Origin of the sequence: Shewanella sp. TB7-MNA-CIBAN-0143, from assembly GCF_040310065.1 — a bacterium.
Lineage (GTDB): Bacteria > Pseudomonadota > Gammaproteobacteria > Enterobacterales > Shewanellaceae > Shewanella.
Genome location: NZ_JBEOPL010000034.1, coordinates 24,279 through 38,716, shown reverse-complemented (window position 1 = coordinate 38,716; position 14,438 = coordinate 24,279). Strand labels below are relative to the sequence as shown.

Here is a 14,438-nt window from a genome sequence, read left to right as displayed (position 1 = left end):
TTGAGCTCTCATTGACCGCCCCCTCTATTTAATTATTGGATGATTTTAAGGGGTGACAACAATCCTGACACAGGGGGCACTTCAGGTCATTAACTTTGTTGGTGTGCTAGAGACTCCCTGTAAAACGCGTATAGAAATTTTACCTAAGACGTCAACTGATACTTGTGACCCTGTATCAGCCAGAAAAATCTTGTTAAAGATGTTAGCCAGCGTTGAAACGTTAAAGTTAGAAGAGTTTCAACAATCTCAACTCCAACTATTGAAGCAACCGCTTTATGAGCTACTGATTACGCATTTTTTAAAAGCCGTTTCAACGCTTGTACGGCAAGGTATTAGAAATGAGTATCAACGTATTGAGCGTGAATCGCCTTACCTAAAAGGGCAGTTGCAAGTAGCTAAACAACTCCGGCAGCGACCTGGTAAGCAACATCATTTTCATGTTGCTTATGATATCTATAACGCTAATCGCGCTGAAAACCGCTTACTGCACTCGGCATTGAAGCAAGTACTTCATTGGTCTAAGTCGAGCGAAAATCAACGGTTAGCTCGCGAATTACTATTTGTATTTAATGATATAAATTTGTCTACGAATTATGCGTTAGATTTTAGGCAGTGGAAGGATGATAGAGCGCTTGCTCATTACCGGCCTTTAAAGCCATGGTGTGAACTGATTTTGAGTTATCAATCACCTGTAGCAATGGTCGGCAATCATGGTGGTTTGTCTTTCTTATTTCCGATGGAACAATTATTTGAGCGCTATGTAGCCAAGCAGATAAAACGTCAGTTACCTACACATTTAAAGTTAAGAGAGCAGGTGTCTAGCCACTGCTTAACCCACCATAACGGCAATGATTGGTTTAGGCTAAAACCTGACATTGTGGTTTACGATAAATCAAACGTGGTTACTGTGATGGATACCAAGTGGAAGCTACTTGATTCGTCGCTTAACACCACAAAGCATAAGTACAACTTAAGTCAGTCAGATTTGTACCAGTTATTTGCTTATGGTGAAAAGTACCTTAAAGGCCATGGTGATCTGTACTTGATTTATCCTAAGCATATTGGCTTTATTGAACCTCTGGCAAACTTCGAATTTAAACCAGGGTTAAGGCTGAATGTGGTGCCGTATGATCTTGAAACTGATGAGTATTATTTATCTTTAACTTAATATTTCAAATAGATCGCTATATAAAAAAGTTATTATTAACACTGATGTATACCGTCATAAATTAACCAAAGGGATCAAAATGCTTGAGTATATATCAGGTATAGTAAATATATTTTCGCTATGGGATCGATTCAAAAATCGGCTGATTCCATCGCCAGTTGTGACTAACACCGCTCAACGTTTCATTCGATTATTTGAAGCACATGGTATTTCTCGCGCTCAGATACCACGATTCTTCGGACATAATCTTACAATTCATCAAGTAGAAGATGAAACTGAACTTTCAAAAATACTAGACACTAATTTATTAGAAGCCGTAGCTACACTATTTGGAATTCGATTAGAGTGGCTAGAAGGCGGAACTGATGAGCTTTACGAAATTAATCATTTCTACAAACAGCCACAAAAGTTTGGTGAATGGTTAGATTCATTAACGGCAGACACTGACAAGATTAAGATTGATGGATGGTTGCTAACAACTAAATTCAAAACAGATCAATATGATGCTCTTATTTTAATGCGTGAGAAGATAGGAGAGTTGGCTGATGAAAATATTTACCGTTACTATTTCTGCGAGCAATGGATTTATGTTTATTGGAAGTGCCGAGCTGATATAGCTGCTTGTGTTGCTCAAGGCTGGAAACGCAATCAATACGTAACTGGAAGGATGTTAACCCAAAAGGTATTCAATAAAATCATTTCACTAAAGTTTGTACCTGATAGTGAGCTTGAAGGTACCGTTATAGCAAATCAAAGATTCCATGCTGAAGACCTGACGTTAAATCCAAAATTTTTTGTTCAAGGATTATCGGAAGGACAGCTTGGTATCGAAAACGCAGTTACTTTGTGGCTCGAGTACCAACAACTTGGATTTATGGATTCTGGCTTTGGAAATAAGCGAAGTGTGTTTGAGAAATTTCAACATGACCATTTCAAATAAACAGTAATGACTTATCGCAGCAACATAGTCACTCATAATAAAACACACTGACAATCAAACCAAAAACATACCACAGGATTTGAAAAAGTCAGGTGGTAAAAACTAGCATCAAAAAGCGCTCTGATTAGATAGTTGCACTGTAACAGTGCAATCAAATCGTTTATTTTAATATAACCATCTGATTATAAAACTAAAATGCCAAAGTCACGAAGTGAGACAAAACTCATTTGGTATGAGAAACCACAAAAAAAACCGTTAGTTATGATGACACAAATACCCTATTTAACATAATATACATTGTGCGCATAAGAACATATTTCCAAAACGTAAAACTTTCGGCTTACAATATTAAACCATCAAATCGCGGTCAAATGCTTATTTTTACAGGTTTATTGATTGCGCCGTTTTGACTGTTTATGTATTTGATGCGCCGTTTTTAGAATTAAACGGTATAAGCGAGGCGCTTTTTTATGAAAAATAAATCTAAGAATAATATAGATGGACTTAAACAAATGAAAAAGAAAACCCGTGATTTCTTCTATGACACATTTAGGCAGCCTAACCAGAAGATTGATAAACAAGCTGCTGCCGAGTTTTTTGGCGTCACGCCGCGCACTATTACCAATTGGTGGTCTACTGGTTGCCCTGATTGGGTTGATAGCCATGTTGCGCTATACCTTAGGGCTATTCCGAATTCAACAGAGTGGAACGGCTTTAGATTCTCGCATGACGGCAAAGAGCTATTAACGCCCTATGAAAAGCATTCTTTTACCCCACAAACGCTATTGATGGATTTTTATAATAGGCAGTTTAATCGCAATACGCGCACCGAACACAGGCAGCTAACAAAGCAAGTTGATTCATTACGCAACGATGAAGAAGCGGCGGCCATACGCGCCGAGCTTGACGGCATTATTAGCGCAATAAACAAACTCAAACACTCACCCATTGTGGCCCCGAAAAATAGCTACAGCAAAACGATTAAAGACAAATAACGCTTATTATGAACAACAAAAAAGGCGCAATGCGCCTTTTTTTGTTGTCACCGATAATAAACGTTATCGGCATTAATGCATATTAGCGGCGCTTTACCCACGCTGCACCCACAATGATGACCGCTGCAAATACGGCAATCAATTCGTTACTTGGCTTTATCTCGATAACGATTGGCTTTGGCGTATTAACTGCAATGCTGTAATTACTTGGCAGGTCTTTGAACATAATTAAAATCTCGCTCAATTTTGTGTGTTGTTTCCAGTGCAACAACACGGCTGTCAATTCTAGCAATCATGCCGTTTAGCTTTTCGTTTTGCATGGCAATGGTTGCGTTAATGTTTATTAGCAAGTATGCAAATAAGCCAACCGCACTGCCACCTATCGCTTTATTTGTTGGGGTAAATTTATCCATCTTTACCACCCATTGCGCTTGGTTTTATCCGCTTTTGCTTCATTTCTGAACGCTTCCCACGCACCCACCATACTTACAGCCGCAACCGCTGCCGACTGGCCTGATACCACTACATCACCCACATTAACCAATGCATTTGCGGCGTCTGGATGAATCCCCGCCATAGCTGCACCAATTAACGCTAACCCGCGCCATGTTGACCACTGTGTTAAATAGCTTTTTAGTGTTTTCACTAGAACCCCCTTACAGGCTGCCCGACCAAGCGTCGGTATTGGGTTTTTAATACCCGATTATCAAAATATTGTGCAACCTCTTTAGGGTAAGCTTTGCTTAGTGTTTTATAGGCTTCGTCTGTTAATTTGTAATTGTTGTCCATGTACCACGGCTGAATAATTAAATCGGTTAATTCAACTGGCGACCAACCGCCCGCCCATGCTGACACATCAGACCAAGCCTGACCCGCTGGCTCAGTAACTTTGTCTGCGACCTTATCACCGATTTGATAGGCCTGTTTTAATGTGTATATGGCATATATTGCCGCCACGGCAATCAATGCGCTTTGCAGCTTAGGCAAAGCCAGCGTTAACCGCGTTAGTGATTTCTGTAATGTCATACGGATTGAATCCATTTTCAAAGTGAATCATAGCGGCCACTACACGCGGGTATTCGGCCATTGATAGCGGCGTATGTTGATTGACGCCCGCTTTGTTTGCGACAAAATTGATATAATTTTGTGTTGGGTTGTTATCGCTTGGCGGTGCCCATCGATTAATGATTCCGTTAACGGTATTCAAGCCGTATTTATCGCGGTACGTTTTGAGCGTTCTACCTGCCGCGCGGATACCATGAAAAGCGGTTTCAAATGTTGCGAACCGACCATCACTGCCCGTTAAGCCCTGCCAGCTTGCGCCGTATTCAATGTTTAACGGGTTGTTGTTGGTAATGCCCTTTGGCTGCATTGCGTTATCACCCTGTAGCGGATAGGTGTTTTTTTCTGTCACGGTTTTACCCCACGGAAATAAGAGCGATTCAAAGTCAAAGTTTAGGTAATCAAGATTGCCGAATGATAACGGCTCAATTGGCGGCGCTTGTGGCGCTGGCTGCGCCGAATTGATTGCAACAGGCGTTAGCGGCTTTTTCATCAACCGCCACGCTATAGCGCCAACCGCCGCCCCCGCCGCCCCCGCCGCCAAAATCACGATTTTTTGCATTAGCTTAAAAGCTCCATTACTTCGATTTTTGCTGAGGATGGGTCGCCTATTACATCAAATTTATATAGCTCCCCATGTGTGTTATTAAAATTGCCACCCATAGAAGTTAACAAAAACCCACTCATTGATACCCCGCAAACCCCATAATTTTCTGCGGTTGTTGCTAATACTTGGTCAGCTACTAAATCGTCATTTGTTGATATTGCTTTAATTGCTCTACCATCTTTATAAAAAACTACTCCAGCTAACTCTTGGCAATACCCTTTATTCAATCCTGTGTATGCTGCTTCTTTATAATCTTTTATTGAGCACTCAAAAAAGCATTTTTTATTTGTCGCTGAAGTTAACAAAACTGTGCCCGATTCTGTCATTGAAAAACCGCTTCCCGACGAATTGCCTTCTCTTGTATTCCCAAAAAAATCAAATGTTTTACCGTTATCAGTTGAATAATAAAGGCCGTATATTCCGCTAGCTGTTTCCACCTCAACCAATATATTATTATCAAATTGTGACACCGCGTGAATCCAACCATAATTGCCATTAAGATTATTAAAATATTCATTAGTTGTTAATTCTCTTGTTGCTAAATTTAATGAATAAAATGTTTTTCTTAATGTTTCGGTATATCTCATCATTGTTATATGTGTTGATGTAATACCAACAATGGTTGGCATGGTGTTAGGCAATGCAAATGATAATGTTCTAAAGTGATTAAATGTTTTGCCGTAATCATCAGATGAAAAAAACCTAATATTTGGTGGATTTAAGCCCGTATGTGATGCAAAAATTCTACCATCAGAAAATGCAAAAACTTCATTCGGCGGGAACTCCGATAAAGTCACAGGATTATGCCAAATATCATCAATATCAGTATCTTTATAAAAAACATTATTACCCAGTTTAACCACACTTTTTTTTCCGTCTTGCGAGATTAAAACAACCTTATTAATGCTACTACTTACACTTGACGGCATCAAATCACCTGAACCCAATAGCTCGACGCTATTTAAATCAACTCTGGCTGGTTCTTTGTATGCATTAATCATTCCCGCTACGGGTATATCTGCCAACTCGCCCGCCTTAACTGACCAGCCCCCCTCAGAAATAGACGACCCGAATAGCAAAATATCGCTATCTGGCCTAACCCTTGTAGACGACCTTGTTAAATCACCCTTTACGATAGGCAATAACTTACCCCCCCGTAAACTTTTTACGCTTGTTCTTAATGATGCCGCGCCTTGAATGCTTGAGCGACTTTGATTCATTGAAACATCACCCGCCCAAAACTCAACTTGGCCGTCTTCACCTGTAATTTCAATTTCATCAAATGGCAGCGCTTGCGGGATATTCATGCCTACCCACATTTGCGAGTCTAAAACGCTGCGACCATCTTTGGTTAACTTGACGCGAACAATGCCGCCCGCGCTGATTAATGAAAAATATGCGCCCGTTTTATTTACGACACAAAAACCGTCTTTGATGGTTTGGTTAATAATCATTATTTACGCCCCGCTAGAATTACTGCACCCGCTAACAATGCTGTACCGCCCAAGGTGTAAAGCATGGTTTTGTTGTTGTTTTCGGCTAGTGCCGCGCCGTCACTGCGGCTGTATTGCTCTGCAAAGCCCATCATTGAATCAAAGCCGCGCTGTAATTGACCCATTGCTGTGGCGTTAGCGTCGTTGCCAGCGTCTAACGATGTACGGGCGAGTGATTCAGCCAGTAATGAACTATTGTCTATTGAGCGGCCCGCTAAAAAGGTGTTATTGCTGTTTGCGGTTTCGATAGCACCCGCCACAATTGCGGCTAGGTCACTGTTACCGTTCATAGCCTCTGTTGTTACTAGGCCGTTGGCGTATATTGCAGAATCTGCTGTTTGACTTACGTGGTCCATTGCATCTGAACCGAAATTAAATGCATTTTCTTGGGAATTTTGCAGAATATCACCTGTTTCAGTCATCATCTGACTGCCTAGGCGTGACATCTCTATTTGTGCATTACTCACATCACCAAACAGATTACCCGCTGCATTAAGCAGGTTTTCATTTTGACGTTCACCCATCATTGCGACATCGGTAACAGCATTAAAGCCGTCTGATACCATCCCCGCACCTTGGGTGAAAAACATTGGTAGTTGGTCCACGAAATCACCGACTAATTTAAACGCGCCGCCGTCCGTTACCGTGTTGCCGCTGCCGTTTAAGATTAAGCCGTTGTTAGCACCTTGAATGCCGAATGTTGTTGAATTATTTTCTGTTGCTTGCGTTGATGCGCTGCGGGAAGATGAACCCATTTTAAAGTACCGCCCTTAATATCGTTTCGGCTTTTTGATAGCCTAAACTTTTACCCATTCTTAGCATGGAATCAGGGCGCATTGTGTGAAGCCTAACACTTGCGAACCCTTGCGCCGCCGCTTGCTTGTGGATTAAATCTAAATGCTTGATTGAATTTTTACCCGCGGCGGCAACAATAACTAACTCCTTACCGCTTGCTGCAATTTCTTCACGCAATACAGTAAAAAACTCGTTATCACCCCACGCGATTAATTGCGCCGCGCCTTGGTTGACTTCGCTTTGAATTATGCGCAAGTCATCACCCAAGGCGGGCGCTAATTTTTGCCACGCTAACGAGGTTATTTTTTTAATAGTAGATAAGCCGCAATCGCTGCCGCGCCTAGAATCAACCATAAATTACTACCCGTTCCGCTACCCATCCCAAAATCAACATTACCGCCCATAAAGGCGGCGTTATTTGCTTGGTCACCCGTGCCGCTACTTGCGGCACTTGAGTTGCTCATTCCGCCACTTGGCCCCATTATTTAACCTCTTCTTTTTTGGTGAAATAATGCACCGCTAAACCTGCAATGGTAGCGGCGGCGATTTGCATTAAAAATGTTTTATTCAGCATTTCGCCCCCTTATTATTTACGCGTTAGCCAGTAAAGAACTACAACACCGACAACGGCGGCACTCAATGTGCCAACACCAATTTGTAAGCCTTGGCCCATTTTTGCTTGTAGCGCGGCGGCTGGATTTGGGTATGATGGATTTGGCGTTTCTACTGTGTTAGCTAGTTCTTGCTGCCCCATCTTGCCTGAGTCTTTAGCCGCGTTAATTTGCTCAACTTTCATCCATGAATCTAAACCCATAGTCAAAAAGTCGTTAACGCCTGTAAACCAAGAGTTGTTCATTGGTGATTGATTGACAACTGCTGGCATTACGCTTGGCGTGAATGTTTGCTGCATAATGCGCCCCTTAGATGCCCGCTAAACCATCAAAATATTCAATGGTCACAACCGCGCTACCGCCGTCAGCGGTAAATATGCGAATTCGAAAATCTTGCGTTCCCGCCATTGGCAGGGCTTGCAACATATCGCCCTCTAACACGAAATCAACCGAATATTGCCCAGTTTGCGGCTTGCGGCCGTGGTCAACCTGCACTTTTTCGCCTAGCGTTTTCGGCAATTCATAGATTTTGATTGAATCAAGTTCAACCTCGATTCGCTCAACAGTTGCCGCCGTTGTTACGCTAATAATTGCGATTCGCGCAGTGTTTGGGCGTGGGATTTTATCCACTTCTGTAACGCCCGCATTTAGCGAAATTGGGAAGTTTTTCACCTTAGTGATAAATCCAATTGGTGCAGGGTTTGACTGAATTGCGTAACCCGTTAACACTGGCGCGGCCGCTGCTGCATCGATTTCAATGCGCACCGTGACATTTGCAATGGCTGGCGGTGTTACGGTTTGACCTGAGCGCGGGTCAAGGTACGGCGCTGAAGATGTGCCCAAGGCAAAAGCGCGCGCCTCGCTTAATGTTTTCATTTCATCACGTTTAAAATGAAAATCGAGTACACCAGCAACCGCGTTGTAACCAAGATACTTATTTCGGTCTTGCAGTGCTTGCCCGTCTTTGTATTCTAAAATTGATTTGCCGTTTACTTCTACACGAATGTTTTTCATTTGCGCTAGTGTTACACCAGCGTAGTTAATGTGAAGTTTGTCATAGGTACGGCCAACGGGTAATTCGAGTGTTGCCGTATTACCTGCGGTGACGTTAGAGAAGCTTGGTAGCTTAGGAAATTGACGTGCCATAAAGTAAACCCCTTATTAACCGATTACACGGCGAATTGACGGGATACGATTAGCGGCATAAACCACTAACGCGCTGACAGCAATCATGGGTAGATATTTTTTTAACATTATAAAATCCCCTTTGGGAAAATAGCGCCTCGCGGCGGGATGGAGTTGTTGACGCTTCACAGCGTTAACGTTTTCAGGTTTTTAGTTATACGCCTTTTAACTAGGCGAAAAAAGCGCACCCGTTAACGGGTACAAAATGGCTAAATTGCCTTTGTTTCAACTAAATTTGTTTTTCTTTTGGTTAAATTGCCGCGCTTAACCTCGTTGTTATTCATGTCGCGTTCAACAAAATCAAGCGGCAACAGCCCTGTTAGAATTCGATAATCAATGTCCAATTCTTTAGCCATCATTTTGCGGTCAGCATCTCGGGCCATGCGCCCCACTCTAATTAACGTAGCGTTACCAATGGCGGTTTTATCTGATTCGGCTGGTCGCTGTGTTAACGCGAAAATTGGCGATAAACCACGAGCGCGGCCTCGGCGTACTAATTGGCCCCAGTTAGGTGGCGCTTTGCTTGGGCTGGTAACGTCGGCGGTTTCTTCGGCAACAACGGCGGCATTAGTCCAAGCAAAAGCGCAACGAGCCCAAAATTCAAAGTTTTTCTGGCCCTCTGCGACAAAGCGAATTTTTAACGCGCCGTGCGGGTAACGACTGAGAATATCGGCAAGTTCGCGGCAAGTAGTAACGCGAACCGTTGCAACTTCGCCATATTCGTCAACGGGGTCCCAAATAATTAACCGCGGCGGCTTAAGCCTTTTAAGCTCAGCTTTGACATAGCTTGATTTGCCCGAACCGCTACCACCGCACACCGCCCGAATATCTGCTTTTCGGCTGGTATCAATTCGCGGCTTTTTCATTGTCTGCGGCCTCCTTTTTGTCCAGCTCTTTTATTTCTGGCTTTCTTGGCGTACCTAATCTTGGCGTTAGTATTGCGGCGGTGATTATCAGTGCTGAAAATTCAACCCCGCCCGATTCAGCTACATCAGGAAAATACTTATCAAGTAAAGCGCCGTAACAATCCGCTAATGCTGCTTGCTCTTGGTCGCTAATATTCCAGCTTGGGGCTAGCACGGCACACGCTAAGCTGACAACAGGAAAAACTAACTCGCTGCCCGACATGGCTGCTGATTGTGGCGGCTGGTATTCGCTTGATTGCGTTACGGGTTCAGATTGGTCTAATTCAGAATTGATTGCGGCAAATTCATCGAAGTGACTTTGCTCTGTGTGCTGTAAATCATCACCGACTAAATCGGCTATTTGCTCTTGTTGCATATTATCCACCTTGGGACTATTACGGCATCACGCCGTTAACGGGTAACTACCCTATTAACCATTTACCAAAACTTATTTTTGGCGGCTTTTCCGCTACCTGCTGCGGGTTTTGTGATTGTGCATCATTAACGGGTTTTTTGCTGCTGGACTCGTTAACGGGTACGCCCCCTGATTTTGTACCCGTTAGCGCTAATGCAGCCATAACCGTTGGCGGTAATTCCGTTACAGGTTCATTGTTGTCATTTGCGGCTTGCGGGCGCTTACCCATCGGCCAAATAACTGCATTTTCTAGCATCCAATCTTGCCCCGTTGGCATATTTGGTTTAATCATTCCCGCCTTGCCGACATAATAAAGCTTTCCGTTACAATCGCGGCGAACGGGCGCAACGTCACCCGTAAACGGACAGGTTATTTCGCCAATATCGTCATTTTTTTGTTTTCTAGCCATGATGCTACACCCCTTTTTTCATCTTGCCTGTTAGTAGACTTCTAACCATAAACGGAATAAATCCGCGATTTTCACAACAAAAGTTAGCGACCATTTTCAACTCTGCTTCTGCTTCGTCTGGAATCCAAACAGTGACTTTTTTCAAACCGCTGGCTTTTTTCTTTTGCTCATACACTTTGTTTTTTGACACGTTCACCCCCCCTTTTTTAAATGGTCACCAGTGACCTAGTCTTGAGCATCACCATTAGCCGACAATCCATACCCCAAGCCAGTGCTTTACAAAAGCCAGCGATATTGCCGCTAAAACACAAAATATAAATACTGGTATAAGCGTCAGCACTATTTCTACGCCAAACTTTAGCGCACCAAGATAGCTTTCATCGTCACTAGAAAATAAGCCCATAAAAACCCCACAAGCCTAAAAACAGTATTAAAAACGCCAATACCACAGGTAATAAATCAAGCGCCAATTCAACACCCAATATAAAAGCGTCAGCAATCAATAAGCCAAAAGCTTTAATACTGTCGAAGCATTTGTACATAAATCTGTGATGCTTAATGCTTGGTCTTAGCGCTACCTTAATTCTATTTAGTAGCCACAAAATCAACCCGAACGCTATAGATTTCCATCCCTCACTTCGTGAATGCTTAATCATTATTGATTGCCTCTAATTTATTTATTCGAGCCTCTAATTTAGCTGTGTGTCCAATTAATCCGCCTAGCAACACATGCGATTCTTGCGCGGCTTTTTTGGCAATAGTAATCGCAACAAATGGATTGGCTTTTTCTGCTGCTTCAATTGATAAGCCAATTTTTTTATGCTGCTTCATTAGCATGTCATTGCACATTTTTCGTACTCCATAAAGTCAATTAAATTTAATTCCCGCTCTTTTTCTTGGTCAACGTATGGCGGCAAAGCGGCGGCTAATCTCTGCACCCAAAATGATTCATTTTCTAATAATCTATTTCTTACTTTGCTGAATGATTTTCTGACCCCGTCAGCCGCTTTTGTCAGCAAGTTATCTGGTAATTTACAAGGGCTTTTTTCGCTTGCGGCGCTGTCGCCATTCCAAAAGCGCAAACCAATGGACCAATTTAAAAATTTTTGAAGCGGATACTTGCCCTTAAAGGAAATCATGTAATCAACCGCCCTAACTGGGCTTTTTCGCAAACTGGCTTTAAAGTGCTTAATCTTGTTTTCTATCTGCTTTATTTTCGCGTCAATGGTCGCCGTTTGCTTACCAAGGTTTTTAAAAATTGCCTTTTGACGAACGGCGCTATTAATATCTTTGTAACCCTGCTTTATAGCGTGAACCGTTGGCGCGGCTTTGCGGTTTAACTTGGCTTTTACTTCACCAATGATTGATGCCATGTGTTCAGCGTGAAAACTGGCGATTTGTTCCCATGGCAAGGCGCGGGCCGCTTTTGAAATGTTGTAGCGATTGCCTTTTATTGTGCCCTGGCTGCTTTGCTCGCTTTCTTCACCTTTAAGTAAATACCCAAGCGCTTTTAACATGTACCCGCTTGCTGCATCTGCATTTTTAATACGCTCTAATTTTGCGAACCCTTGCCCCCAAATTGATTCAATACGCTTAGCCCAAGCGCGAAACAAATGCGGTTCAACTTGCCAGCGCAATAAAACATGGCAATGAGGATTTGGTCGGGCATCAACGCAATAAAACGTTTTACCAAATTGATTGGTTTTACTTTTAATCACTTTTTCTTTTGCTGGCGCTTCTGCTACCCATAAATAATCTAATGACTCACCGCTTGGCGGTATTATTTGCTCATCATTGGCAACACAATCAAACCCGCCTGAAACTAAATCATTTTTTAGCTCGGTAACCGGCACCAAGAATTTTTCAGCAATCCACCCGCGTTGATACATTTTCTGCATAGCATCAAAAAAGCGTGAACACTCAGCGCCTATTGTTGAATCACCGTTAATGATTCGGCGTCGCGCTTTGCCTGAAAACGTCAATGTTAAAAACGTGGTATAACCACCGCGAACCGCCGAAACATATGCACCACTGTCTAAAATATTTTTAGCAGCTTTGGTTGTTAAAAATTTGGTTACTCTGTCGCCCGATTGTGGCGGCGGCGCTTTGCTTGGGTTAGCGTCTGAGGTCACTCTAATTCGATATTCATCTGACCATTTTCTAAAGCTCAAATTTGCCACGGCTGTTTTGTTGAATGTTTTTGGCGTTAACTCACCCGTTTCAGCGTCAACGCACCAACTATCTGTTATTTTTCCCGCTGTAGCGCTGCATGGCTCACCCTCTGACACGATTGTTTTTTCCGTTGACTTGTCAAAGTCAAATCCACGTTCGCCCAATGCAGAGGCAATAGAGCTCAATTTATTAAGCCTTAGCGACAATTCTATATCTTGCTTTGTCCGTGTCGGACTTTTGCAATCCTTGACTAGCCTAGCTTTCTCGGCCTCTGGCCGCCCTGCGGGGCTTGGATTATTTTGAAAATATTGGCGCTCGTTGCGCTTTAGTAACCAGTCTAAATTTTTGACAATTTCTTGGCTTTTTTCCGATGCAAAAAAACCAGCTCTTGGGCTGGTTAGGTCTTGCGGCATATAACTAACAGGCCGCTTATCGTCTATTATCTCAACAGTCGAAACGGTCTGTATTCTTTCTTGTTTTTCTACCTCTTGGCTTTCTCCTTTCTCAAAATTTGGGGTGTATCCGTCAACTTGACCAGCCACAAAGTACAAAGGACTTGTATTTTTAATCATAATACAGCCCACCAATCACCAAATAATTCTTGCAACCCCGCTTTTTCGATATTCCATTTTGCGGCGTCTGCCGCTCTTGTTGCGCCATTTACTGCTTTTTCAAACCGCTTAACATTGTTTTTTTTATACATGCAATCAAGCATGATATGTATGTTGCGCTCATAAATATTAATTTGATGTAATGCAATTTGAGCGTGACCGCTTCTTGAAAGTTGCATCACGCCACCTTCACAGATAATCGCTTGTAAGCTGCCGCAACACCCAAAGCGGCTTGTTCGCGCTTGGTGTCATTTCTGCCTTTGTGCTGCTTGGCTATATCTGTCCAAATCTTTAATTGGCGATTGTAAAAAGGGATTGCGGCCTTGGTAGGTTGGCTATTGATTGCCATGATTCCGCTGTATGTTGCTGCTAACATTATTTTGCACCCCCAAAGAATTTCGCTTTCAGTTTTCTAATTAGGTACTGATTGCGGGCTCGTTTGGCGGCATCGAATTTTTCAGTTAAAGCGGTCGTATCCACCCATGCAGGGACTTGAATACTTGAATTGGGAATTGATTTAAGTTTCATTTGACTTGCTCCAGTTATGCCAGTGTTTAAGGTTGTGACGCCTCACCGTAGCTACTTCGGTGAGGCGTCACTCACTGGACGAAACAAAGGTACTTCAAACAACTTTGAATTACTACTATCTGAAATGGAGCATTGATTTGCTTTGTAGTAACAACTAACCTTAAATTACTGGATACACTGGACAGGTGAAAACATGAAACCATCAGACCTACTAGACCTCGTTAAGGCCGCACACAGCCTGACTTCTGATTACCAAGTTATGAAAGAATTTGGCTTTTCAGTGACTGGTATATCAAATTGGCGCACTAACCGCGCTTATCCTAAAAATTCAGTTCTTATTCAATTCAGTAGAATACTTGATATAAATGCAGGTGTTTTGATGCTGCATAGCCTGCAATGGCGGGAAAAGGATGCAGAAGCAAAGGCTGAAATTACCCTGCTTATTGACGCTATCGCAAATGCAACTTTTGACGATAGCTTTATTGATATGGCAGAGCATAAAAGCGGAAATAATTTCCTAGCGCAAGCTAATTAAATTTGTT

26 protein-coding genes are annotated in these 14,438 nt (G+C 42.7%); 4 read left to right on the top strand and 22 right to left on the bottom strand.

Features of this window, described 5'->3' with window-relative positions; translation table 11 throughout:
* Nucleotides 1-52: 52 nt before the first annotated feature.
* The 3 genes from AAEY97_RS20325 (at nt 53) to AAEY97_RS20315 (ending at nt 3,103) form a co-directional block, all read left to right on the top strand.
* Nucleotides 53-1,168, top strand: coding sequence for an McrC family protein (locus AAEY97_RS20325; protein WP_351001116.1), 1,116 nt, complete (start codon nt 53-55; stop codon nt 1,166-1,168).
* Between the two features lie 79 nt (nt 1,169-1,247).
* The gene (locus tag AAEY97_RS20320; RefSeq protein WP_192114916.1) at nt 1,248-2,108 is read left to right on the top strand and encodes a hypothetical protein; all 861 of its coding nucleotides are present in this window, start codon (nt 1,248-1,250) and stop codon (nt 2,106-2,108) included.
* A gap of 470 nt (nt 2,109-2,578) precedes the next feature.
* A complete protein-coding gene (locus AAEY97_RS20315; RefSeq protein ID WP_351001112.1) occupies nt 2,579-3,103 on the top strand; it encodes a hypothetical protein in 525 nt (174 codons plus the stop codon).
* Between the two features lie 82 nt (nt 3,104-3,185).
* Here AAEY97_RS20315 and AAEY97_RS20310 read toward each other — a convergent pair whose 3' ends face one another.
* From AAEY97_RS20310 to AAEY97_RS20205, 22 genes are all read right to left on the bottom strand, one after another.
* Nucleotides 3,186-3,329, bottom strand: a complete 144-nt coding sequence (locus AAEY97_RS20310; RefSeq protein WP_351001109.1) for a hypothetical protein — start codon at nt 3,327-3,329, stop codon at nt 3,186-3,188.
* Nucleotides 3,307-3,516 (bottom strand): hypothetical protein, encoded by a 210-nt coding sequence (locus AAEY97_RS20305; protein ID WP_351001106.1) that lies wholly within the window; start codon nt 3,514-3,516, stop codon nt 3,307-3,309. The genes AAEY97_RS20310 and AAEY97_RS20305 overlap by 23 nt, the downstream gene beginning before the upstream one ends.
* 2 nt (nt 3,517-3,518) lie before the next feature.
* On the bottom strand, nt 3,519-3,749 hold the full coding sequence (locus AAEY97_RS20300; RefSeq protein WP_351001103.1) for a hypothetical protein: 231 nt from the start codon (nt 3,747-3,749) through the stop codon (nt 3,519-3,521).
* Nucleotides 3,749-4,129, bottom strand: coding sequence for a hypothetical protein (locus AAEY97_RS20295; RefSeq protein WP_351001100.1), 381 nt, complete (start codon nt 4,127-4,129; stop codon nt 3,749-3,751). The genes AAEY97_RS20300 and AAEY97_RS20295 overlap by 1 nt, the downstream gene beginning before the upstream one ends.
* On the bottom strand, nt 4,083-4,727 hold the full coding sequence (locus AAEY97_RS20290) for a hypothetical protein (protein ID WP_351001097.1): 645 nt from the start codon (nt 4,725-4,727) through the stop codon (nt 4,083-4,085). Before AAEY97_RS20290 ends, AAEY97_RS20295 begins: the two co-directional genes overlap by 47 nt.
* On the bottom strand, nt 4,727-6,226 hold the full coding sequence (locus AAEY97_RS20285; RefSeq protein ID WP_351001094.1) for a hypothetical protein: 1,500 nt from the start codon (nt 6,224-6,226) through the stop codon (nt 4,727-4,729). The genes AAEY97_RS20290 and AAEY97_RS20285 overlap by 1 nt, the downstream gene beginning before the upstream one ends.
* Nucleotides 6,226-7,020: a hypothetical protein gene (locus AAEY97_RS20280; RefSeq protein WP_351001092.1), complete on the bottom strand. Its 795-nt coding sequence runs from the start codon at nt 7,018-7,020 to the stop codon at nt 6,226-6,228. The genes AAEY97_RS20285 and AAEY97_RS20280 overlap by 1 nt, the downstream gene beginning before the upstream one ends.
* A gap of 1 nt (nt 7,021) precedes the next feature.
* Complete coding sequence (locus AAEY97_RS20275; RefSeq protein WP_351001089.1) at nt 7,022-7,315, bottom strand: hypothetical protein; 294 nt, start codon at nt 7,313-7,315, stop codon at nt 7,022-7,024.
* A gap of 44 nt (nt 7,316-7,359) precedes the next feature.
* Nucleotides 7,360-7,524, bottom strand: a complete 165-nt coding sequence (locus tag AAEY97_RS20270; RefSeq protein ID WP_351001086.1) for a hypothetical protein — start codon at nt 7,522-7,524, stop codon at nt 7,360-7,362.
* Between the two features lie 122 nt (nt 7,525-7,646).
* Nucleotides 7,647-7,970 (bottom strand): hypothetical protein, encoded by a 324-nt coding sequence (locus AAEY97_RS20265; protein WP_351001084.1) that lies wholly within the window; start codon nt 7,968-7,970, stop codon nt 7,647-7,649.
* 10 nt (nt 7,971-7,980) lie between these two features.
* On the bottom strand, nt 7,981-8,817 hold the full coding sequence (locus tag AAEY97_RS20260) for a major capsid protein P2 (RefSeq protein ID WP_351001081.1): 837 nt from the start codon (nt 8,815-8,817) through the stop codon (nt 7,981-7,983).
* Nucleotides 8,818-9,065: 248 nt separating this feature from the next.
* The gene (locus tag AAEY97_RS20255) at nt 9,066-9,722 is read right to left on the bottom strand and encodes a hypothetical protein (protein WP_351001078.1); all 657 of its coding nucleotides are present in this window, start codon (nt 9,720-9,722) and stop codon (nt 9,066-9,068) included.
* Nucleotides 9,703-10,137 carry a hypothetical protein gene (locus AAEY97_RS20250; RefSeq protein ID WP_351001075.1) on the bottom strand — a complete coding sequence of 145 codons (435 nt, stop codon included), beginning with the start codon at nt 10,135-10,137 and terminating at the stop codon, nt 9,703-9,705. The genes AAEY97_RS20255 and AAEY97_RS20250 overlap by 20 nt, the downstream gene beginning before the upstream one ends.
* A 46-nt stretch (nt 10,138-10,183) precedes the next feature.
* A complete protein-coding gene (locus tag AAEY97_RS20245; protein WP_351001072.1) occupies nt 10,184-10,585 on the bottom strand; it encodes a hypothetical protein in 402 nt (133 codons plus the stop codon).
* Between the two features lie 4 nt (nt 10,586-10,589).
* Nucleotides 10,590-10,775, bottom strand: coding sequence for a hypothetical protein (locus AAEY97_RS20240; protein WP_351001069.1), 186 nt, complete (start codon nt 10,773-10,775; stop codon nt 10,590-10,592).
* A 54-nt stretch (nt 10,776-10,829) separates the two neighbouring features.
* Nucleotides 10,830-10,988, bottom strand: a complete 159-nt coding sequence (locus AAEY97_RS20235; protein WP_351001066.1) for a hypothetical protein — start codon at nt 10,986-10,988, stop codon at nt 10,830-10,832.
* Entirely contained in the window at nt 10,972-11,127 is a 156-nt protein-coding gene (locus AAEY97_RS20230; RefSeq protein WP_351001063.1) for a hypothetical protein, read from the bottom strand. The genes AAEY97_RS20235 and AAEY97_RS20230 overlap by 17 nt, the downstream gene beginning before the upstream one ends.
* Nucleotides 11,128-11,233: 106 nt before the next feature.
* On the bottom strand, nt 11,234-11,416 hold the full coding sequence (locus AAEY97_RS20225) for a hypothetical protein (RefSeq protein WP_351001061.1): 183 nt from the start codon (nt 11,414-11,416) through the stop codon (nt 11,234-11,236).
* The gene (locus AAEY97_RS20220) at nt 11,416-13,329 is read right to left on the bottom strand and encodes a hypothetical protein (protein WP_351001058.1); all 1,914 of its coding nucleotides are present in this window, start codon (nt 13,327-13,329) and stop codon (nt 11,416-11,418) included. The genes AAEY97_RS20225 and AAEY97_RS20220 overlap by 1 nt, the downstream gene beginning before the upstream one ends.
* Nucleotides 13,326-13,547 (bottom strand): hypothetical protein, encoded by a 222-nt coding sequence (locus AAEY97_RS20215; RefSeq protein ID WP_351001055.1) that lies wholly within the window; start codon nt 13,545-13,547, stop codon nt 13,326-13,328. The genes AAEY97_RS20220 and AAEY97_RS20215 overlap by 4 nt, the downstream gene beginning before the upstream one ends.
* On the bottom strand, nt 13,547-13,744 hold the full coding sequence (locus AAEY97_RS20210) for a hypothetical protein (RefSeq protein WP_351001052.1): 198 nt from the start codon (nt 13,742-13,744) through the stop codon (nt 13,547-13,549). Before AAEY97_RS20210 ends, AAEY97_RS20215 begins: the two co-directional genes overlap by 1 nt.
* Nucleotides 13,744-13,896, bottom strand: coding sequence for a hypothetical protein (locus tag AAEY97_RS20205; RefSeq protein WP_351001049.1), 153 nt, complete (start codon nt 13,894-13,896; stop codon nt 13,744-13,746). Before AAEY97_RS20205 ends, AAEY97_RS20210 begins: the two co-directional genes overlap by 1 nt.
* A 193-nt stretch (nt 13,897-14,089) precedes the next feature.
* Between AAEY97_RS20205 and AAEY97_RS20200 the strand changes: the two genes are divergently transcribed.
* Nucleotides 14,090-14,431, top strand: coding sequence for a hypothetical protein (locus tag AAEY97_RS20200; RefSeq protein ID WP_351001046.1), 342 nt, complete (start codon nt 14,090-14,092; stop codon nt 14,429-14,431).
* Nucleotides 14,432-14,438 lie beyond the last annotated feature (7 nt).